Source organism: Chitinophaga sp. ARDCPP14 (genome assembly GCF_051362515.1).
Classification (GTDB): Bacteria; Bacteroidota; Bacteroidia; order Chitinophagales; family Chitinophagaceae; genus Chitinophaga.
The window spans coordinates 518,962-538,894 of record NZ_JBKIXB010000004.1; the positions used below are offsets into that span (position 1 = coordinate 518,962).

Sequence of the window (19,933 nt, forward strand, 5' to 3'; positions counted from 1 at the left end):
TTTATGCAACCGATAAAACGCATCATTCCGCTCCTGCTGCTTACCACCATCGTTCTTTCGCTGGTGTCCTGCAGTAAATATCTGGATGTACAGCCGGAAGACAAGTTCCTGGAAAACCAGGTATACGGCAGCCAGGCGTCCATTCGCAACGTCATTAACGGCATTTATCTGAACCTGGCCAAACCCACCGTGTATGGCCGTGAGCTCACCGCTACCACGCTCGATGTGCTGGCCCAGTACTATAACTGCGCCGCCTTCTCCCATCCCTTTTATACCACAGCAAGGTATACATACACAGATGCCGCCACTATGTCGCATACCACCGACATCTGGAACAATGCCTATACGGCTATCCTGAATATCAACCTCTTTATTCACAACCTGGATAGCACCAACAATGTATTAAGCGCAACAGAAAAAAGCCTGCTGCTGGGAGAAGCATACGGACTGCGGGCATTTGTAGCTTTTGATATGCTGCGTCTTTTCGGACCGGTATATGCCACCGACTCCGTTAAAGCTTCTATTCCATATCCTGTCACACCGGATTCGAAAATAGAGGCCCTGCTGCCCGCCAATACCGTTATTACAAATGTGCTGGCTGACCTTTCTACTGCGGCAACCCTGCTGGAAAAAGACCCGGTACGCACGGCCGGCATCACGGCCCCGGATGCTACCCCGGATAAATTCTTCAGCCTGCGCAACCGCCGCATGAACTATTATGCAGTGAAAACGCTGCAGGCCAGGGTATTGCTCTACCGGCGCGATAATACAGGAGCTGCCGCCGCAGCAACAGCTGTGATCAATGAAGCCGCTCCCTGGTTCCCGTGGAGCCCCTCTGCCCTCTCTGCTCCCGGCATCGTGAACCCCGACCGGATCTTTTCTTCTGAAGTTATTTTCGGACTGGAAAATGCAGATATGTATGCTACTCAAACCAGCTGGTTTGCCGCCAACCTTAACACCAACCTGCTGGCGCCGCTGCCACAGCGGCTTACCGCTATTTATGAAGATTATAACAATGATTACCGGTACCGGATCAATTTTGATGTGGACAGAACTTCTGTACGGACAGACAAAACTTTTTTCAAATATGCAGATATACAAAACAAAAACCTGCTTTACCGGAAACTGCAACCTTTAATGAGGCTTACGGAACTGTATTACATCGCCATAGAAGGAGAAACGGACGACAGCAGGGCCACCACGCTGTTGAATACCGTACGTTATAACAGGGGCCTGCCTCCCGTTACCATTAACGGCGATAAAAGAATCCAGCTCACTAAAGAGTATCAAAAAGAATTTTGGGGAGAAGGGCAACTGTTCTTCTACTACAAACGCATCAACCTCCCGGCCATCAGCAGCGGCGCTTCCGCCAATGCCACCATTACCATGACGCCGGAAAAATACGTAGTACCGCTTCCGTTATCCGAAACCACTTTCAGATAAAAAGTCTTTAGTCTCAAATGTATCAATGCAATAACATGAAATTTTTTCCAATATACTTCCTTCTCCTCGCCGGCCTGATAACGGGATGCACTAAAAGTGAACTGCTGCGCTATACGGAAGAAAATAACGTTTTCTTCTCCTACGTCCGGTCAGGTACTAACTATGATACTATCATGATCAATTTTGCCTTCCTGGGAAATAGAGCAGAAGACAGCGCCGGGTTTTATGTAAACCTGCTGGGAAAAGTCACCGCTGATGGCAGGTTGTTCAATATGACGGCAGACAAATCTACCACTACCGCGGTGGCAGATAAACATTATCGTTTACCCGTTACCGATAGCCTGCTTATTCCCGGAAACGCCAATGAAAAACTGGTATCTGTGAAAGTCTTCCGCCCGGCAGACCTGCGTGAAAAAACAGTATCGCTTTTTCTGAAGCTCAGTCCTAACAGCAACTTTCAAACAAACATGAGCGTGATCGACTTTGCAGCGACGAATGTAGTATCTGCCACTAACCTGGAAATTATCATACAGGATATTCTTCCAAAGCCAGATCTCTGGGATAACAACATCAACGCGCTGGGGGCATACTCGCGTAAAAAACTTGAACTGTTCATCGCCAACCAGTCGCTTTCGCTGGCGAAGTTCTACTCCGGCACGCTGTATTCCACCACACAGCTCACCAACTACGCCCGGCAATTCCAGGCCTATCTCAACAGCCAGAAGAGTGCAGGTAAAACAATTACAGAAGAAGATGGAACCGAAATGAAAATGGGATCCGCTGTTCAATAATATTCTTTCATCTTATTCAAATACAAACATGAACACTTATTATCTCAAACCAATACTCTTTGCCTTTATTCTTGCACTGCTGCTGCCGGCGTGCATGAAGGATAAAGGTAATTACACCTATACTCCGATCAACGCTATCACTATACAAGGGGTAGATTCTGTTTATTTACTGGATTACGGCAACCGCCTGCAGATCAAACCGGTGCTGAAATTTTCAAAAGATGATCACGAGGATACGGCCAACTATACGTATAACTGGGTAGCGGATCACCTGGTAGGATACACGATGGACCCTACCATCATTTCTACGGCAAGGAATCTTGATACCGTGATCACGCTTGACTATGGCCTCTATGCGATGTACTACCGCGTTACTGATAAAAGGACCGGCGTATTCACCGACAACTATTTTACATTGAACGTAGGCGCTCCTTCCTATGAAGGATGGATGATGCTGTGTGATATGGAAAATGGTAACAGCCGGCTGGATATGATTTCACATAAAGGCAATACCGATACCTTATACCCCGATATTCTTAAAGAAGTACACTCTTCTTACAAACCAACGGGCACTCCTGCTTTTATAGCTACCCAGTTCTCAGACATTGGCGGCCCTACCAACGGATCACTCGGCATATTTGTAGCCACCAGCAAAAATGCGGTGCTGCTCGGACTGGACTCACTGGATTATGTACCGGCTTACGACATGAAGAATTTTATGCAGGCGGCGGAACCTGTCAGCGACTGGACAGGCGCCGACATCTCCCTCCGGTTCTACGGCGGTTTGCTTTATGTCAACAACAATATATATGGAATAGGCTACAGCTCTATTACCAACCCCGTAAATACGCAGGACGGCGGCACCGCGCTTTTCAAACCATCGCGCTGGATGAGTCAGAACACATCGGGGCAGTCGATCCTCTTCAATGAAGACACCAAAACCTTTCTGCGCTATCCTGGCTCGGGTACTACCTGCCTCACACTTCCGGCTGGCGACCTATTTAATTTCAGCACGGGCATGGATTTAATATACAGCGCCTTTGCGCCTTTCAACAGCGGGGAAGTATTTGCCGTGCTGAAAAACAGTACCACCGGCAAACGGTACCTGGCGCGCTTCACAACAGCCGGTAAACAGAACTATTTTGCAGAAATCACCGGTGATGGCATTGCTGACGCTGAAAACTTTGCCGTGAGTCCTGATCTTGGCTACCTGTTTTATAACGTAGGCGGCAAGGTGTATGAATATGATCATGCTACAAAACGCAGCATCCTGATGCACGACTACGGCAACCGGAAAATTTCACTGATGAAGTTCCAGCCTTTTGCTTCTACATATGCCAGCGCAGCTAACGCTAACTATTATATCGGGCTAAGCAAAAAGTTACTGGTAGCCACCTATACCCAGGGGCAACCCGCGAACTCCGGCACACTTGATATCTATAACGTTCCTGACATCAATGCATCTTTACAGCTGTATAAATCATATACCGGAATGGGTAAAATTTCCTGCATCGCCTACCGCGAACGGTAACATCTCCATTAAAAAAGAAACCGCTGCAAACAAATGTTTGCAGCGGTTTCTTTTTGCTATATCCAATACGCTATACTGCTTCTGCGTGTACAATCGCCGCCACAGGCGGCGCTACCACCGGAACCGGTTCTTCTGTTACTTCATCTCCTACCACCGGCCCGTTATGCGCCAGCTCACTGCCTTCTTTCTTCGATTTAAAAATAGGCCATAACAACTGTGCATACCATTCCTCTTCTTTATAATGTTTCAATCCGTAAGCACTTGGATACTGACGGGTAATAATACCAGTACCAAAAATGATGTCCCAGATAAAAAACATATTCCCGAAGTTGCCTTTGTAGTTCCCTATGCCATCATCTGTGGTATCTGCATGGTGCGCATGATGCGTGGCCGGCGTTGAAATTAAACGCTCCATGATCCAGCCTATAGGATTGAGCCACCGGATGGTATAAAACGGCTTATCCCATTTTAGACTGGAATGCGCCGCAGTAGTAATCAGCGATTTTATACCGCCTACGAAAAGCGCCGGGTAGCCAAGACCCAGGTAGGTCAGCGTAACCGTCAGGTAGATCTGCGAAAAGAACGCCGTGTAAATAATATTCTGCCTGCTCGTCATAGCCATACCCATATAAGGCGCGGAATGATGCGTGCGGTGAAAGCGCCATAACAGCGGCAGCTGGTGATGCAGCCGGTGATACCAGTACTGCGTAAGGTCATCGGCAACAGCCATGATGGCAATACCCCACCAGAAAGGTACCCAGGCAAACGCATTCTTTGCATCCGGTAAAACAAATGGCAATAACTTCAACCCGAAATAAGCAATCATCGGACGCAACACAATTTTTGGAAGTATAAAACATACGATATCCAGTGTGCGTTCATTTTTTGTCCACTTGTTTTCGTACAGTCCTACCGAAAACTCTATCACCCCTACTACCAGCATAATAGCGGGTAACCCCCACGTTTTAAGATTATTAAATACCGCATCCAGGAATGCCGGCGCCCGGAAGGAAAGATGCTCAGAAGTGGCGTTCAGCCAAGGTTTGCTGCCACTGATATAAAACGACAGAAACATGAGCCCTATCGGCAATACATATAGCAGTAAACTAATCAGGGAGTCCTTCAGGATCACCTGCGTCTGCGTTTTTGCTGTTGTTGTCATACTTTATCTTTTTTATGTGATCAGTGATGTTGATTAAATAAAAAGTGTATCAGCCAGATGCTACCAGCAATAATTACCAGCGGTATCAGGAATATCAATATGCCGATGGCAATTTTTTTTGTTATTAAAACAAGATCTGCTAACGTCATAATAATGCATTTAAAGTGATGGATGTATAATTTCGATATGGTTAAGTTTACCGGTAAAATTGTAAGGCGACTTATACAACGGAGATACCGCCGAACCCTGGTCCCGCCCTACGTCCAGCCCTTCATCATAGGGTGAAATAGTAGCATCAGCTTTGCTGATGGCCCGTTCTGCCACCTTTTCATCATTGATATACAGTGCCTCTGTACCCGCCGGATCTGTGAGTCGCAATGCCGGTGTGTACGTCAGTTCATAACGGAGTATAGCCTTTCCCAACGGAAGCGCCTTACCCGAAGTAAGCGAAGTGAGTTGCCCGTTGTTGTTATGCACCGCCTGCAGTTTTCCTCCCTGCACAAAAAAAGTAAACCCTGAAAAACGCCCGCCCGTACTTAATAACACGCCTTCATTCTTTGCATCACTCAACTCCACATCTGCTTTAATAATAAACGATTGCTCTGAAAGAAAGGGAGCGGAACGGGAAGGCACCTGCGTGATACCCGGGTATAATATAGCGCTGGGGCGGCTATCCAATGGTCCCCTGGTAAGGATAGCCGGTGTAAGACGGGTGGTATCTCCCAGCAGAGGATACACTTTATACTTCCATGCCTCTGTGTCAAAAAGACTTTGTAACTCTTTCAGCTTCGCCGGGTTGCCGGCGGCCAGATCATGTTGTTCATTAAAATCTGTATTCAGATTATACAGTTCCCAGGTGTCTGTGGTGAACGGCGTACCCCGTTTGTGGCTCACAGCAGCTTTCCAGCCATCTTTGTAAATGGCGCGACCACCGGCTATTTCGTAATATTGTACATGATGCCTGCCTGGCGCCTTTTCATTATTGATCGTGTAAGCCAAACTGATGCCTTCGAGCGTATCCTGCGGATAACCATTGATCACCTTCGGTATTTTCAACCCGGCAATTTCCAGCACGGTAGGCGTCACGCTGTTTACATGCGAATACTGCGTACGTATGCCTCCTTTTTTGATCAGCTTTGGATAGAAAATCACCAGCGGATTACGGGTACCGCCTTCACTGTTCGCATCCTGTTTAAGATAACGGAAAGGTGTATTCGCCGCCTGCGCCCAGCCCACCGGGTAGTTGGGACCGGATTCCGGGCTTCCTATCTTCTCATATAAACTATCAATATCCTTTATCCTGCGGTCGTAGTTCTCGGTAAACAAACTGCCGTCGATATACTCATTAATGCCATGCACATGGCCGCTGAGTCCTCCTTCCTTGCTGGCGCCGTTATCTCCGATAATAAGCACGATCAGCGTATTATCCAGCTGCTTCGTATCCCGCAGGTAGTTTACCAGGCGTCCTACTTCATAATCCGTATGGGAAAGAAATCCGGCGTACACTTCAAAGAAGCGGGAAAACACTTTCTTTTCAGTGGCGGAAAGTGAGTCCCACGGCTTCACGCCCGGGTTGCGTGGTGGCAGGGTGGCATCCTTTGGCACCAGGCCCAGCGCCTTCTGACGCGCCAGCACCTGCTCGCGGTATACATCCCAGCCGGCATCAAATTTACCTTTGTACTTATCTATCCAGGTCCTGTCTACCTGGTGAGGCCCATGTGTAGCTCCCGGAGTAAAGTACAGGAAGAAAGGTTTATCGGGTGCAGCGGAGTGCTGCCCGGCGATGTAGGAAATCGCTTTATCTACCAGCACTGTTGTAAGATGTTTCCCCTGCAGATCCGGTTCTACCTTCACCGTGTTTTCCCAGAGCGCCGGTGTATACTGATCGGTTTCCCCGGCCATGAATCCAAAGAAGGCATCAAACCCGCGCCCTGTAGGCCAGCGGTTAAAAGGCCCTGCCGGTGTAAGATCCGGGCTGGGCGTTACATGCCATTTACCAACGGCATAAGTATTATATCCGTCTTCTCTTAATATCTCCGCTACGGTACCTTTTTCAAACGGCATATAACCGTTATGTCCCGGCAGGTTCACCGCGGCATCAATCACGGTAGGCACATTCACCGAATGATGGTTGCGGCCTGTGAGCAATGATGCACGCGTAGGCGAGCAGATAGCAGTAGTATGAAAGTTCGTATAGCGCAGGCCGTTATTAGCCAAACTATCAAAAACGGGCGTTTCCACTAATCCGCCAAACGCGCTACTGGCGCCCCATCCCACATCATCCAGCATCACATAAATAATATTGGGGGCACCTGCCGGGGCAACCGGGTTAAAAGGCGCAGGGGTAATAACTGATTGTGCAAGCGTGGTACCTGGCTTTCCGGCATAGCTTTTCTGCGGGCTGTACTGCGCATAAGCGCCCGATGCAGCGCCCAGCAGCATCAACGAAATGAAGGATCCGGAAGAGGTTGAAAATTTCATGTCTTATTATTTAGTTGGCTGATAGTTTATTTGTCCCACCACAAAGCAGGTGATTGATACCCCGATCCCGCCGGGGTGTTTTTATTCAACGATTGCTCATTCTGCGGGTAAGGAATCCTGCGCGGTATTTGTCCATTCGGATTGGCAACGCTGGTGGCGTTTTTAGCGAGCGGCAACGCCGGATAACCTGTTCTGCGGTAATCCGACCACGCCTCCGGCTGCAGGAACAATGCAATATATTTTTGGGTGATAATCGTATTCAGATCATTGCCGGAATCGCCGCTTAATATAGCCTTCGCCGTTATATATGCCTGTTGCTTCTCCGGTGTGGCATAAGGGTCCGCACTATTGCTGATTACCCGTTGAAAAGACGAACGTATCGCCGCTTCCAATGCTGTTTTAGCTAAAGGATCTGCGGGGTTTATCCTCCACCGCGCTTCCGCCTCCAGGAATTTTGCTTCTGCAAAACTGCTGATCACCACCGGCGAAGTAGCTGTTCCATAATAGCTGCCGATCACTGAAAAGGCGCCAGGCACGCCCGGAGCGCTCCCGCGGTAGGTACTGCTGCCCACAGGGTAAGGAGTGGCAAAATAAGCCCGTCTTGGGTCTACCAGCAGCCCTTCCGGCTTAGTGGGATCATCTGTTACAGCGTTTCCGTTCAACAGGTTTACAAAAGAAGCGCCCAGCCCTATCCATCCCGGCCTGTTGGTATTCTGCTGGTAAAAGGGATTCGCATTGGTAGTGGATGCACCAAATACCACCAGCGCATCTCCGGAGTTATCGGCGATTCCCCTGTAGCGGGCGCCGTCATACAATGCGTTCAAGGTGGCTTGTGCGGCAGTGGTGCTGTTTATTTTAGTAAGATGTATCGCGAAACGTGCTTTCAAAGTATACGCAAGCGATTTCCACCGCTCTATGTTACCGCCGTATATCACATCATCTGTGGCCGGCAATGCGCCCAGGTTACTGGCCGCCGGTAATGAAAGCTCTGCGATAGCGGAATCCAGCTGCTCCTGCAGCGATTTATAAATATCCTCCTGCTTGTCATATACGGGGTTGGTGATATTGTTGCCATACAGGGATTCTTTATAGGGGATATCTCCAAAAAGATCTGTTAAAGTGCCGTAAGTATATACGCTCAACACCCGTGCAATACCGCTGTAATAGGGCAACTGCTGTTGCGTTGCGGTGGTTCGCACAATCTTCAGTTCATCCAGCACCTCTACATAAAAGCCCCGCCAGGTTTGGTTAAAGTACTGGGTGGATGAAGCGTAGTTATCAAAGGACGCGGCATCACCGTTGGCGCCGGAAGCCTGTTGGATATAAATGTTGGCAATCAACCCGGCATTAACGCCCAGGTTAAAGCCCAGCGCTACTTCCGCGCCGGTTAACACCGCACTGACGGATACCTCCGTAGAGGCGTTAGGGTTAACATTGGTATCTTCAAGCGAGCAGGAAGCCTGCAGGGCTAACATACTCACTGCAATAAATAAACGTCCGATATTAGATGGATATATTCTCATTTTGCTGATTACTTAATGGATTAAAAAGAAACATTCAGTGCCACGCCATAACTTTTCGTGTTGGGCGTTGTCCAGAAGTCGATACCTGCTGCATTCGACAAACCATTGCGGCTTCCCAGGTCCGGATCACTACCGGTGTAATTAGTAGACAACAAAAAGTTCCTGGCGGTCAGCGTAACGCTTGCTGCAGATATGTGGGCCGGCTTCAACAGCTGTGCTGGTACAGCATACGTAAGATTCACATCTTTGAGCTTTATCCAGTAAAGATCATGCTCCACATAAAGCCCCTGTATATTGAAAGTGTTACGGTACCATGCCTGCGACAGCACCGCCCCAATGGTATTGGGTTCTCCTTTTGAAGCAGTAACGCCATCAAAAACGGTGGTAGTACCTCTTGCAGCCGTGGAGGCATCCACTCCATTAAACACCATCTGCAACCGCGGTGCATTGAACAGGTCAAAGCCAAAGCGGCCATCCAGTAAAAATGAAAAGCTGAAGGAACCATATCTCAGTTCATTACGCAACCCCACATTAAAGTCAGGATTGGGATCGCCGATTTTTGTGAACGTAGTATTTACCAATGGATAACCGTAGCTGGCACTATTGGGATTATCATCGATGATGGGCTTCCCTGCTGCATTACGTTTTACATCAGTGCCGTAGAATACGCCGTAGGGTTGGCCTGCCTGACCCCTCGCCTCCATCCATATGCCACCAAGACTCACACTGGAAATGTTATCGGCGATATAATTTACACGGCTGATGTTTTTGTTAAACAAAGCGGTGGCTGTCCATGAAAATTTCCGGCCGCTGACAATACGTTGCTGTAAGCTGGCTTCAACTCCTTTGTTAACGATGTTGCCCGCATTAGTAAGCGTGTAGGCGGCACCGGTAGAGTAAGGCAGCGTAACCGGTATAATCTGATCTTTACTGCTGTTGTAATAATAAACTCCCTCCAGTTGTGTTTTATCATGGAAGAAATGCAGATCCACGCCTGCTTCCCAGGTGCTGATGCGTTCGGGTTTAAGATTGGGGTTGCCGATAGTAGCGCTGTAACTGAGTCCCTGCTTGCCATTGAATGGAAAACTGATTCCGCTCTGTATCCATCCGCTGCTGGTGGTAGGCACATAATAAGTTTCAAGAGAATAAGGATCTGCGTCATTACCTACCTGCGCGTAAGTGGCGCGTATCTTACCAAAATTCAGGATACTGTTATTCAGGTGAAGTGCGTCTGTAAAAATAAAACTTGTACTGGCGGAAGGATAAAAGAAAGCATTTTTACCTTTGGCCAGCGTGGAAGTCCACTCGTTCCTGCCGGTCAGCTCCAGGTATAACCATTTCCTGTAGTCCAGCTTTACATCTGCGTATCCGGCCACCAATTTTCTCCGGATGGTTTGATTAAATGTTTGGGTAGATGACGCATTGGCGATATTAAAATTACCAGGGATTGTTAACCCGTCGCCACGGGTATTTACCTGGTTCTTCCAGGAATTATAATAGTTGTATCCCGCTACTACGGTAAGGTCCAGGTCTTTGTTAAGCTTCCGGTCTGCCACCAGTAAAACATCCAGGTTATTGTCTCTCCTGGAATAATTTACGTCATTGATGGTACCAGTACCTACGCCGGAGGTACCGCGACTAAAAGCGCCTTTCCTCACATCGGTATAGTTGTCGATGCCATAACGGGCAGTGGCTTTTAACCAGCTTGTAATATCCAGGCTGGCTTCTGCAAAAGTAATGAAGCGGTTCAGCTCATCGGTTTGCGGATTCATATTGAGCGACCAGTACGGATTATCCCAGCCAATACCGTTCGCGTATGAACGGCTGTCGCCCCACGGCTTGCTGGTGGTAGCCGGCAGCTTATAGGATTCGGGATGCTCCCATGGTTCGGAGTAACCATTGGTGATGTCAAAGTTTGCCGGGGAATTGATCAGCGCACGAACAACGTTGGTATTAAAACCTCCCATTAGAGCCCTGTTACCGGCGCCGTCTTTGATGTAATTGAGGCCACCGGATACTTTCAGCCGGTCGTTAACGGTATAGTCGCCGTTAAAACGGAAAGTATGCCGGAAGAAATCTGTTGTCGGAATAATACCTGTCTGTTTCAGGTTTCCATAAGAAAAATAATACCCGGCATTTCCTGTATTTCCATAAAAGCTGATGTTATGATCATTCGTATAGCCGTTAACGAAAAACTGCCCGATATTGTCATACCTGTTCACCGGTATGCCATTGGAGAGCGGGGAGCTTCGCCCTACTATCGTGCCGTTCTTATCAAAGTTGCTGGGCTGTGAGCTGTAAGTGAGTGTATCCAGCAATGCGCCCCAGTTTTCGTCGGAGCCGGTAGTGCCGGGTTTTACATATTGTCCGCCGATGCCATTGGAAAAACTGGTTTGCCGCGGCTGCATGCGGCGGTTTATTTTATCAACCGTAAATGATCCGCTGTAGCTTACCCCAAAAGATTTATCTGTGAGGGAACTGCCTCTTTTTGTATTGATCACCACGGCGCCGTTCGAAGCCCTGATGCCATACAATGCAGCCGCAGCGGGACCTTTTAAAACGGTTATGCTGGCAATGTCTGCACTGTTAATATCAATGCCCCTGTTGGATGGTGTAGCCAGGGATACACTGTTTGACACGGGAAGAATATCCTGGATAGAATTATCTACAGGTACGCCATCTAAAATAAATAACGGCGCATTATTTCCCAGCAGGGAACTGTTTCCCCTGATTTTTATGGTAGATGATCCACCGGGCGAACCACCGGAATTATTGATCTGCACACCAGCTACCTTTCCGCTGAGTGCCGCTACTATATTAGGTTCACGGCTGTCTTTCAATGCCGCGGCCTTTACTTCTCCCACACTGTAACCAAGTGATCGCGTGGCACTCCTGATGCCTACGGCCGTTACTACCACTTCAGATAATGCCTGCTGTTGTTCCAGCTTCACTACTTTGTTCAGGTCGTCTTTTGTAATCAGTACTTCCTGCGACTGATACCCAATAAAAGTAACGATGATGGTTTGCGGTAATTTCAACAGGCTTAGCTGGTAGGTGCCGGCAGCATCTGCGAGCGTGCCTGTGGCGCCGCCTTTGATACGCACGGATGCACCCGGTAGTGCTTCCTGTGTTTTATTATCAATTACTTTTCCTTTTAACAGCACAGGGGCCTGTGAATAAATGCTGGTGGTAAAGAATAACAAGGCAGCACTCAATAGTGTCTTTCGTAAATATTTGAACATACAAAGGGGAATTAGATGTTGGAAGAATGGGACAATACATGGCCATGATGACCACGCCAGGTGTCATTTAAATAATCGGATGTGCCAATCGGAAAGCCCTAACAACAACAGCAACACACGGATGTCACTGTATCCGCGTAAAATTTCCTTTTGCCTCTATTGTTGTACAATAGCTGATTCATTGTTGAAATGTTTATTAAACTGGTTGATCAGGTCGCCCCTGTAAGGCAACTTCAATAAAGAACACTAATTCAGATTTGCTTTGTATGGTGGGGACAAAGACTTTGGTGGTGGTAAATTCTATTAGTCTACTATTATTGTAGACAAATATACAACCGGGTTTTGGAAAACGCAAGCATCCAACAAAAAAAGTTTTCGGAGGGGCGGATTTCCTGCACCGGCACGGCATTTCGCGGCTACAGAAAAAACTCGCGCGGGGAATATGGCTATTCTTTACTTTTGATTATGGTACATCCATTAAGAACGCATATAGAAACCGTCTGTAAGCTGACAGACGAAGAGTTTGAATATATTTTATCGCACTTTACTCCTTTAAAACTGAAAAAACACAGATTACTGGTGAGAGAAGGTGATTGGGTGAAACACGAGTATTTTGTGCTAAAAGGCTGTCTTCGCTCCTATATTACAAACGCTGATTCGGGTAAGGAATTTACTTATCAGTTTGCGGCAGAGAACTGGTGGATATCGGAGCGGGAAGCTTTTTTAAAGCAAACACCGGCAACTACTGCTATTGAATGTATTGAAGATTGCGAGCTTTTGGGATTGAGCTATGAAAACCGGGGAAAATTAGGCCGGGAGATGTGGAAGTATGAACATTACGTAGCGGTGAAGTCAAATCTTGGATATGTAGCGTTGCAAAAAAGGCTGCAATTAATGATTATGGGTAGTACAAAAGAAAGGTTTGAAAACTTTGTGAAACAATATCCCAACTTGTATAGCCGGGTACCCAAAGCTGTAATAGCTTCCTACCTGGGTGTTTCAAGAGAAACCATAAGCCGTTTATACCGTAAATAATGGCAGATTTGTCACATTTTTAAAGTGATAAATGCCCTCCTGCATGGAAAATAAATAGGGGAATTTTGTAGAATAATTTTATAAAAATGAAAGTTCTACATGTATTTTCCCTCAGAGGGATATTCGTATCATTGCTGCTGTTAAACGGTTTGCTTGCTGTAAGATCACAACCGGCAGCGCCTAAATTGCCGGCCCAGCCCGGGTTTTATTCTATGCAGTTAGGCGATTTCCAGGTAATTGCATTGTCCGACGGAACGATTCCTTTAAACCTTAACGGGCTGTTGCATGAAACCCGGAAAGGTGAGGTGCAGGAGCTGCTTCATCAAAACTACCTTGACACTACTGTTGAAACCTCCATAACAGTTTATCTGGTGAGGAAGGACAATCAGCTGATATTAATTGATGCCGGATGTGGCAGCTTTCTCGGACCAACCCTGGGGAAACTAAAGACCAGCCTTCTTGCTGCGGGTTTTCATGCGGAAGATATCAGTGCCATATTGATTACACATCTTCATGCGGATCACGTTGGCGGACTTATAGACGGCGATAAAATCATGTTTCCCAACGCCACTATTTATATCAGCAAGCCGGAAGCGGCGTTCTGGTTAACATCTTCCAATAAACAAACCGCCAATAAAAGAGCGCAGCCTTTCTTCGATCCGGCACAGGCGGCTCTTACGCCGTATCAAAAAGCAGGCAAGATAAAATTGTATGATCCGGGTACATCAATTTTTCCGGGCATTTCGTCTATCAACACACCCGGCCATACTCCCGGTCATAGTTGCTACGCACTGGAAAGTAAAGGACAAAAGCTCGTTTTCTGGGGAGATGTTATTCATGCAGGCGCAGTTCAATTCGCCGATCCTTCGGTAACTATTGATTTTGATGTTGACTTATCCGCTGCAGCTGAAATGCGCCGGGAAACTTTTGAAGATGCAGCTAAAAGTGGCTACTGGATTGCGGCGCCGCATCTTTCCTTCCCGGGAATTGGGCATTTGCGCAGTAATGCACAGCATTATCAATGGCTCCCCGTCAATTATTCCATTAATTAATTAGTTTTTAACAGCGTAAAGCAATTATCCAGTAATGCAACAATGTTGCACTACTGGATAATTGTTTATCTTTATTCTCAAAAAGCTGGTTTATCATGGAAAATTTCTGGGAATCGAGTTTTATTGAAAAGCAGGAGATGTGGGGGTTTGAGCCATCCGAATCTGCCATTTCAGCAAAAGAATTTTTCTTAAAAGAAGGTATCAAAGACATACTGATCCCTGGTATCGGGTATGGCAGAAATGCCAAATTATTTGTAGACAACGGCATCAAAGTAACGGGTATTGAAATCTCCAAAACAGCCATTGATCTGGCAAAAGGCCATTATGGAGATCAAATGAAAATCTATCATGGTTCAGTAACCGAAATGCCGTTTGATCAGCATTTATATGAGGGCATCTTTAGCTACGGACTAATTTATTTGCTGGATAGCGAAGAACGGAGAAAGTTTATCCGTGATTGTTATAATCAATTGCAGCCGGACGGACACCTCTTCTTTTCAGTTATTTCAAAAAAATCTCCTAACTATGGAATGGGTACACAAATAGGTAAAGACCGCTTTGAAGCTACAAAAGGAGCCCAAATATTTTTCTATGACGAAGAATCCGTAAAAGAAGAATTCGGGAAATATGGATTGATAGATTTCTTTGAAATTGATGAACCCAATAAAATGATGCCGGGCAAACCTGCCTTCCGGTTTATCATTATAAAATGTAAAAAAGAACGCGCTTAAAGGAAAGCCCCGTCCTGAAAATACAGGGCGGGGCAGTAACTAACTGTTATGGCGGCATATACTACCGGCGTGTAAGACTGTTCAGGTAATTTTCCAGGTTGGTATAACCATTGACAGCATATCCGTTGCGATCGGCCGCATCATTGGGATTAAAGCCGTTAGCCGTTTCATAACTGTCGGGCATCCCGTCATGGTCGCTGTCGGCAGGCGCCGGCAAAGACGTTAACACTGGCCAGGCATTTACGGTTTGACTGTATGGTGTTCCATGAGGACAACCGCCCTGCACATCAATGATACCACCGGTTCTGTTGCGCACATCATTTACTATTCGCTGATCGAGCGTATCACGGCCCGGCAGCGAACAACCTGCACGCTGTAATACCGATTCAAAAGCATCTGCTGCTGGTTCCGTATTCACCGCATAACCATGATTAAACGGTGTGGACACCAGTACCTCCGCAGGATTAGTAGTACTCACTCCCGCGGTGTTATCAGCGGTGTTACCCGGCGAGCCATCTACATAATTCCCATTCACATACCATTTTCCAAAGGTAACCGTGGCACTGTTACTGGGATTGCAAATGCGGTACTTTACCCCGCTTCCCGTATTGGGACCGTATTTATAATAGTTATTGACGACGTTATAGTTTCCACCTTCCCCACCGTACACCGTGTTGATCCCCCAATTGTAAAGCACATTATTCCGGAAGTCTACATTCTCTATTCCCAGGGTAGAAGGCGTATAAGTGCTGATACCGGCAAAGCGTGGATTACGGTTGCGGCAATGCGCTATCAGGTTGTGATGCATGCTCCCTCTTTTCGCACCCCATATACCACCATAACCATGACGCTCATAATCAGTATCACCCGTTTCAAAATGGTAGGAATAATTCAGCGGCTCCGAGATCATGCACCATTGAATAGTGAGGTTGTCGCCACGGTAAATAGTCAGCGCTTCATCGTTACTCCAGCTGGCGGTGACGTGATCAACAATAATGTTGCTGGGACCCGTGCCGCCAAAAGCATCATCACCACCACTGCCGTCTACCGGGTTACCATTTGCATCCAGTTTCTGCTGATTCTTATCGCCCAAACGGAAACGCATATATCGAATGATAACATTGTCGCCGCTGATATGCACGGAATGATCCGCCACACAGATCCCGTCACCTGGCGCTGTTTGCCCTGCTATAGTTGTATTGGCTTTTATACTGAGACCGGAATTGAGATGGATGGTACCCGAAACACGGAACACCACGGTGCGGTAAGCGGCGGGCGCTGTTAAGGCGTAACGCAGGCTCCCTATGGAACCGTCATCCAGTAAATTTGTTACTTCAAAAACGGTGGTAGGCGCTGTGGCCGTGCCCCGTCCCCCTGTGGTAAACATGCCTGCTCCTTCCGCCCCGGGGAAGGCTGGCTGCTGCGCATACAAAACAGGCGTCTTGAATAAAGACAGCAATACTAGCAGGCAACTTGCCAGCGGCTTGATTCTGATATACAACATATAACTGGTTTGCTGTTTTCAAATTGACGAAAAAATTTATCTCCACCTGGGATCACCTGTACTGTTCCGGCCAGGATATGCATTATCTGCAATTTTGAAATCGCCAATACCAGGCGCCTGCCACAACTGTAGCGCCGGTCGCGTATAGGTGATGATGTTCGGGAAATCATTACCTGCCGACAAGTGATCGGACGTACGATAGTTATTACTGGCTCCAATCACAGTGCCGGCGCCCGCCCTCACATCTTTGACGGTAATAGCGCCTTTGCTGTCTTTCCCAATCCCGAAAATGCAATTGCTTACCGTAATTCCATTGGTCACCTCATTGGCATTATAATCAACATAATAATTTTTGCTGTTACCCAGCGGCGCCTCACTAAATGTGCAATCCGATATGCGTACCGCAGCGGAGCCTTGCGCGCTGGCAATCACACCCTCTACTTTGTAAATAGTGCTGTTGGTGATGGAAATATGATTGATCCTGCTGGAAGCACCGATATTCAATATAAAATAATTGCCTATACTGTCGATGATACAATTGTCGATAACAAAATCGTTGACGTTGGTAGTCCCCGATTGAAGCCGCACCATGCCCCGGAATATTTCTGCGCGGCTGTTAACGAACTTTATCTTTCCCACAGTAGCGCTGTTACTGTTGTTAAATACATAGCGACCTCCGTAATTATCTCCCAACATATAAATGTCATTAAATTCAAGAGAATCAATCACCGTCCCGGCTTCAAAATTGAAATTACTGGTAAAGAAAATCTTCGCCTGCGTGGTATTGGAGAGGTCCGGAGCGCTCATGATAACAAGCGATTTATTTAGGCTGACCGTGGAAGATATATTATAGGTTTCCCCTCTTTTCAGCAACACCGTACTACCGGAAGGAATCAGCGGCAACGTATCAGCCAATACACCGGGTCGTCCGGTGATGGCGGTTAAATCTACAATAGTACCTGAAAACGGTGCTTTGGTAGTAAAATCCGCATATCCCCTTTCTTCGTTGCCACTATACAGGAATATAATGTACCGGGTAGAAGCTTCCAGGCCTTCGGCTACTTTGAACTCGTTCACCAGGTCCCCTGCAGTTAACGCGACAGTTGATACCAGGGCTTTATCAGCAGCCTTCAAAATTTTTATGGACGTTACGGCAGCACCTTTTGTTGTCCAGCGTACCCGTACCGAATTATACGTGATATCGTCGATACCCGGCACTTTCAATATGGATGACAAGGTTTTAACAGCGCCCAGGTCTGACCATTTTGAATTGAGCAATGTATCAGCAGCAATGGCCTTTACCCGTACCTGGTATAATTGGTTGAACAATAACTTTTTCACGACAGCTGCATTCGTATCTAATGACAACGACAAATCGGTAGTCCGGAAGGTATCCCGGCTTAACTCTAATGCATAAGCAGCAGCGCCCGCAATTTTTTGCCAGGACGCAACAACCGTGTTGGAATCGGCGGTTAACTCACCGGCAATCACTGGTCTGAATAACCTCGATGGCGCAGTGTCGTCCTTCTTTTTGCAGGATATATAAATACAGGAAGTTATTGCAAGAATGACAGAAATCTTTTTCATAAATTGACTTATTTCCCCGGAAAAAATGTGCTAATTAATAACCATATTCATTCTTCAACGTACCCAAACTGTTCGATATCACAGAACTGTGTAGAGGCAGAACATAGCGTGGCGGAGTGTTTCCCGTATTATCGCTATATCCTCTCCATTGCCACAGCGTGTAATTCGCAGGGCCGTCTGTAGTTGTATTCCACAGGTTGCGCATCCAGTTTATTTTGATATTGTATTCGGCAGGAACAACACCGGATACTTTCTGAAAACGGTTTAAAAAGGAAAGGGTTTTGTCGCTGTTTCGTTTCGCATACAGATAGTCGGGGAGATGGCTGTACATACCAACACCTGCAATTGCGTCCTGCCCCATCTGGTTCAGCACTTTCCTGGTTTCGGCAATTTGTTTCCCGTACAGGTTCCATCTTACCAGGTCAAACTTCCGCACCATTTCACCGCCCAGTTCCCAGGCACGTTCATTCACAATAGCATTAAAGAACGATTGCTTGCTTCCGCCAACGGCAGTAATATAAATTTCTACTTTATCCCCCCACAACGCAGGAGGAAAAGCGCGCTGGCGAACTTTGCGCAAGGCATCCTTTGCATCGCCGGTAGGGCCGTACAGTTCGTTCTCACTTTCTGCCAGCATTAACAGCACATCGGCATAACGCATCAGCGGCCAGTTAATACTCGTGCCTTTTGATGATGATGGCCCCAGCGGCGTAGGCACCAGCATACGGTTCCATTTGTTTATAGTGATAGAAGTAGGCCCTGTGGATACCTGTGCCAATGTATCGTTATAAGCAATGATGGAACAGGTGGCAGCAAGCCGGAGGTCGGTTGTATCAAATGAGTAATAATAAGTAGGCGTAAGGCTCATTTGAATGGTGGTAGCGCCAAATGAATGATAACTGATTCCATTCGTTACACCTACTCCCACGCACCAGCCAACATCCCCAAAACCAGGGGCATAGGCCACTTCGTACAATATGTCACTGTTTAATGGTTTAATGTATTTGTTCTCATTCATAAATACAGTAGCAAAATCGGTTAACATTCTTGGCTTCATGCTTACTAATTTTTTACTGTAGGTATTAGCTATCTTATAATATTCCTGGTAATCAGCCTTCCGCTTCATGGTCATATCAGGATAAAGCCAGTAACCACCACGGATAAGCGATAGCCGGGCAATTAAACCCATCGCAAACTCCCGGTTAATACGCTCAATGCCATTATCCAGCTGATCTGCCCATTGCATTTTTGATTCAATGCCTATCAGGTCGTTGATCAAAAAAGTCAGGATAGAATCCCGTCCCGTCTTGGGCAGGTAAAAGTTATCCCCGGCGCGGGATGGTTTGATACTAAAAGGCACATCTCCCCAGTGATGCATCAATAACATATACCAATAAGCCCGCAAGACTTTTACTTCTCCCAGCAAATTGAGATACGTCGCATTTGTTGGATCTTTTACCAGGGAAATGGTGGTTAATCCATGTTCACATTCATTGGCTTTATTGATAGCGCTATACGCGTTGTTCCAAACGGTGAGCAGGTCGTTGTTGGAAGTAGTAGCTTCAAAGGACCACAGGTCACGGCGCGCGCCATCGGGCGAAGCACTTACCGAATTCCCTACTTCCACGTCGGTATTACCGGCAAAAAGTGTGGACACACGCGATGTAAACGCATCCTGGTTGAACATCGCATATACCATGTTCACTGTTTTTGTGGCGTCCGGCTCGGAGCCAAAAACATATTCTTCAGAAAATCTGGAAGCAGAATCAGATGTGAGATATTTCTTGCAGGAAACAAGCAGCAGAAATAATATAACGGTGGAAAAATATAAAGGACGTTTCATTGCTTTTT

Annotated in this window: 13 protein-coding genes; 6 read left to right on the forward strand and 7 right to left on the reverse strand. The window is 46.9% G+C overall.

What is annotated here, in order from left to right:
• Positions 1-3: 3 nt before the first annotated feature.
• The 3 genes from ACLHR0_RS14585 to ACLHR0_RS14595 are packed head-to-tail and all read left to right on the forward strand — an operon-like array spanning position 4 to position 3,765.
• The gene (locus ACLHR0_RS14585; protein WP_436487498.1) at positions 4-1,443 is read left to right on the forward strand and encodes a RagB/SusD family nutrient uptake outer membrane protein; all 1,440 of its coding nucleotides are present in this window, start codon (positions 4-6) and stop codon (positions 1,441-1,443) included.
• Between the two features lie 35 nt (positions 1,444-1,478).
• Positions 1,479-2,234, forward strand: coding sequence for a DUF4843 domain-containing protein (locus tag ACLHR0_RS14590; protein ID WP_436487500.1), 756 nt, complete (start codon positions 1,479-1,481; stop codon positions 2,232-2,234).
• 28 nt (positions 2,235-2,262) lie between these two features.
• Complete coding sequence (locus ACLHR0_RS14595) at positions 2,263-3,765, forward strand: PKD-like family lipoprotein (RefSeq protein ID WP_436487502.1); 1,503 nt, start codon at positions 2,263-2,265, stop codon at positions 3,763-3,765.
• A 70-nt stretch (positions 3,766-3,835) separates the two neighbouring features.
• Here ACLHR0_RS14595 and ACLHR0_RS14600 read toward each other — a convergent pair whose 3' ends face one another.
• The 4 genes from ACLHR0_RS14600 to ACLHR0_RS14615 form a co-directional block, all read right to left on the reverse strand.
• Entirely contained in the window at positions 3,836-4,927 is a 1,092-nt protein-coding gene (locus ACLHR0_RS14600) for a sterol desaturase family protein (RefSeq protein ID WP_436487504.1), read from the reverse strand.
• Positions 4,928-5,086: 159 nt separating this feature from the next.
• Positions 5,087-7,408, reverse strand: coding sequence for an arylsulfatase (locus tag ACLHR0_RS14605; protein WP_436487506.1), 2,322 nt, complete (start codon positions 7,406-7,408; stop codon positions 5,087-5,089).
• A 26-nt stretch (positions 7,409-7,434) separates the two neighbouring features.
• Positions 7,435-8,931, reverse strand: coding sequence for a SusD/RagB family nutrient-binding outer membrane lipoprotein (locus ACLHR0_RS14610; RefSeq protein WP_436487508.1), 1,497 nt, complete (start codon positions 8,929-8,931; stop codon positions 7,435-7,437).
• A 20-nt stretch (positions 8,932-8,951) separates the two neighbouring features.
• Entirely contained in the window at positions 8,952-12,173 is a 3,222-nt protein-coding gene (locus tag ACLHR0_RS14615) for a SusC/RagA family TonB-linked outer membrane protein (RefSeq protein WP_436487510.1), read from the reverse strand.
• Between the two features lie 342 nt (positions 12,174-12,515).
• Between ACLHR0_RS14615 and ACLHR0_RS14620 the strand changes: the two genes are divergently transcribed.
• The 3 genes from ACLHR0_RS14620 (at position 12,516) to ACLHR0_RS14630 (ending at position 14,991) form a co-directional block, all read left to right on the forward strand.
• Positions 12,516-13,208, forward strand: coding sequence for a Crp/Fnr family transcriptional regulator (locus ACLHR0_RS14620; RefSeq protein ID WP_436487512.1), 693 nt, complete (start codon positions 12,516-12,518; stop codon positions 13,206-13,208).
• An 86-nt stretch (positions 13,209-13,294) separates the two neighbouring features.
• On the forward strand, positions 13,295-14,260 hold the full coding sequence (locus tag ACLHR0_RS14625; RefSeq protein WP_436487514.1) for an MBL fold metallo-hydrolase: 966 nt from the start codon (positions 13,295-13,297) through the stop codon (positions 14,258-14,260).
• Positions 14,261-14,355: 95 nt separating this feature from the next.
• Complete coding sequence (locus ACLHR0_RS14630) at positions 14,356-14,991, forward strand: class I SAM-dependent methyltransferase (protein ID WP_436487517.1); 636 nt, start codon at positions 14,356-14,358, stop codon at positions 14,989-14,991.
• 61 nt (positions 14,992-15,052) lie between these two features.
• On the opposite strand, the gene ACLHR0_RS14635 is transcribed toward ACLHR0_RS14630, so the two are convergent.
• From ACLHR0_RS14635 to ACLHR0_RS14645, 3 genes are read right to left on the reverse strand one after another with little or no spacing between them, the layout of a single operon-like run.
• The gene (locus ACLHR0_RS14635) at positions 15,053-16,495 is read right to left on the reverse strand and encodes a pectate lyase family protein (RefSeq protein ID WP_436487519.1); all 1,443 of its coding nucleotides are present in this window, start codon (positions 16,493-16,495) and stop codon (positions 15,053-15,055) included.
• 36 nt (positions 16,496-16,531) lie between these two features.
• Positions 16,532-18,082, reverse strand: coding sequence for a DUF5123 domain-containing protein (locus tag ACLHR0_RS14640; RefSeq protein WP_436487521.1), 1,551 nt, complete (start codon positions 18,080-18,082; stop codon positions 16,532-16,534).
• 34 nt (positions 18,083-18,116) lie between these two features.
• Entirely contained in the window at positions 18,117-19,925 is a 1,809-nt protein-coding gene (locus tag ACLHR0_RS14645) for a RagB/SusD family nutrient uptake outer membrane protein (RefSeq protein ID WP_436487523.1), read from the reverse strand.
• Positions 19,926-19,933: the final 8 nt, after the last annotated feature.

Coding starts and splice junctions, on each gene's coding strand:
- ACLHR0_RS14585 (WP_436487498.1), top strand. CDS start 4: ATGCAACCGATAAAACGCATCATTCCGCTCCTGCTGCTTACCACCATC.
- ACLHR0_RS14590 (WP_436487500.1), top strand. CDS start 1,479: ATGAAATTTTTTCCAATATACTTCCTTCTCCTCGCCGGCCTGATAACG.
- ACLHR0_RS14595 (WP_436487502.1), top strand. CDS start 2,263: ATGAACACTTATTATCTCAAACCAATACTCTTTGCCTTTATTCTTGCA.
- ACLHR0_RS14600 (WP_436487504.1), bottom strand. CDS start 4,927: ATGACAACAACAGCAAAAACGCAGACGCAGGTGATCCTGAAGGACTCC.
- ACLHR0_RS14605 (WP_436487506.1), bottom strand. CDS start 7,408: ATGAAATTTTCAACCTCTTCCGGATCCTTCATTTCGTTGATGCTGCTG.
- ACLHR0_RS14610 (WP_436487508.1), bottom strand. CDS start 8,931: ATGAGAATATATCCATCTAATATCGGACGTTTATTTATTGCAGTGAGT.
- ACLHR0_RS14615 (WP_436487510.1), bottom strand. CDS start 12,173: ATGTTCAAATATTTACGAAAGACACTATTGAGTGCTGCCTTGTTATTC.
- ACLHR0_RS14625 (WP_436487514.1), top strand. CDS start 13,295: ATGAAAGTTCTACATGTATTTTCCCTCAGAGGGATATTCGTATCATTG.
- ACLHR0_RS14630 (WP_436487517.1), top strand. CDS start 14,356: ATGGAAAATTTCTGGGAATCGAGTTTTATTGAAAAGCAGGAGATGTGG.
- ACLHR0_RS14635 (WP_436487519.1), bottom strand. CDS start 16,495: ATGTTGTATATCAGAATCAAGCCGCTGGCAAGTTGCCTGCTAGTATTG.
- ACLHR0_RS14640 (WP_436487521.1), bottom strand. CDS start 18,082: ATGAAAAAGATTTCTGTCATTCTTGCAATAACTTCCTGTATTTATATA.
- ACLHR0_RS14645 (WP_436487523.1), bottom strand. CDS start 19,925: ATGAAACGTCCTTTATATTTTTCCACCGTTATATTATTTCTGCTGCTT.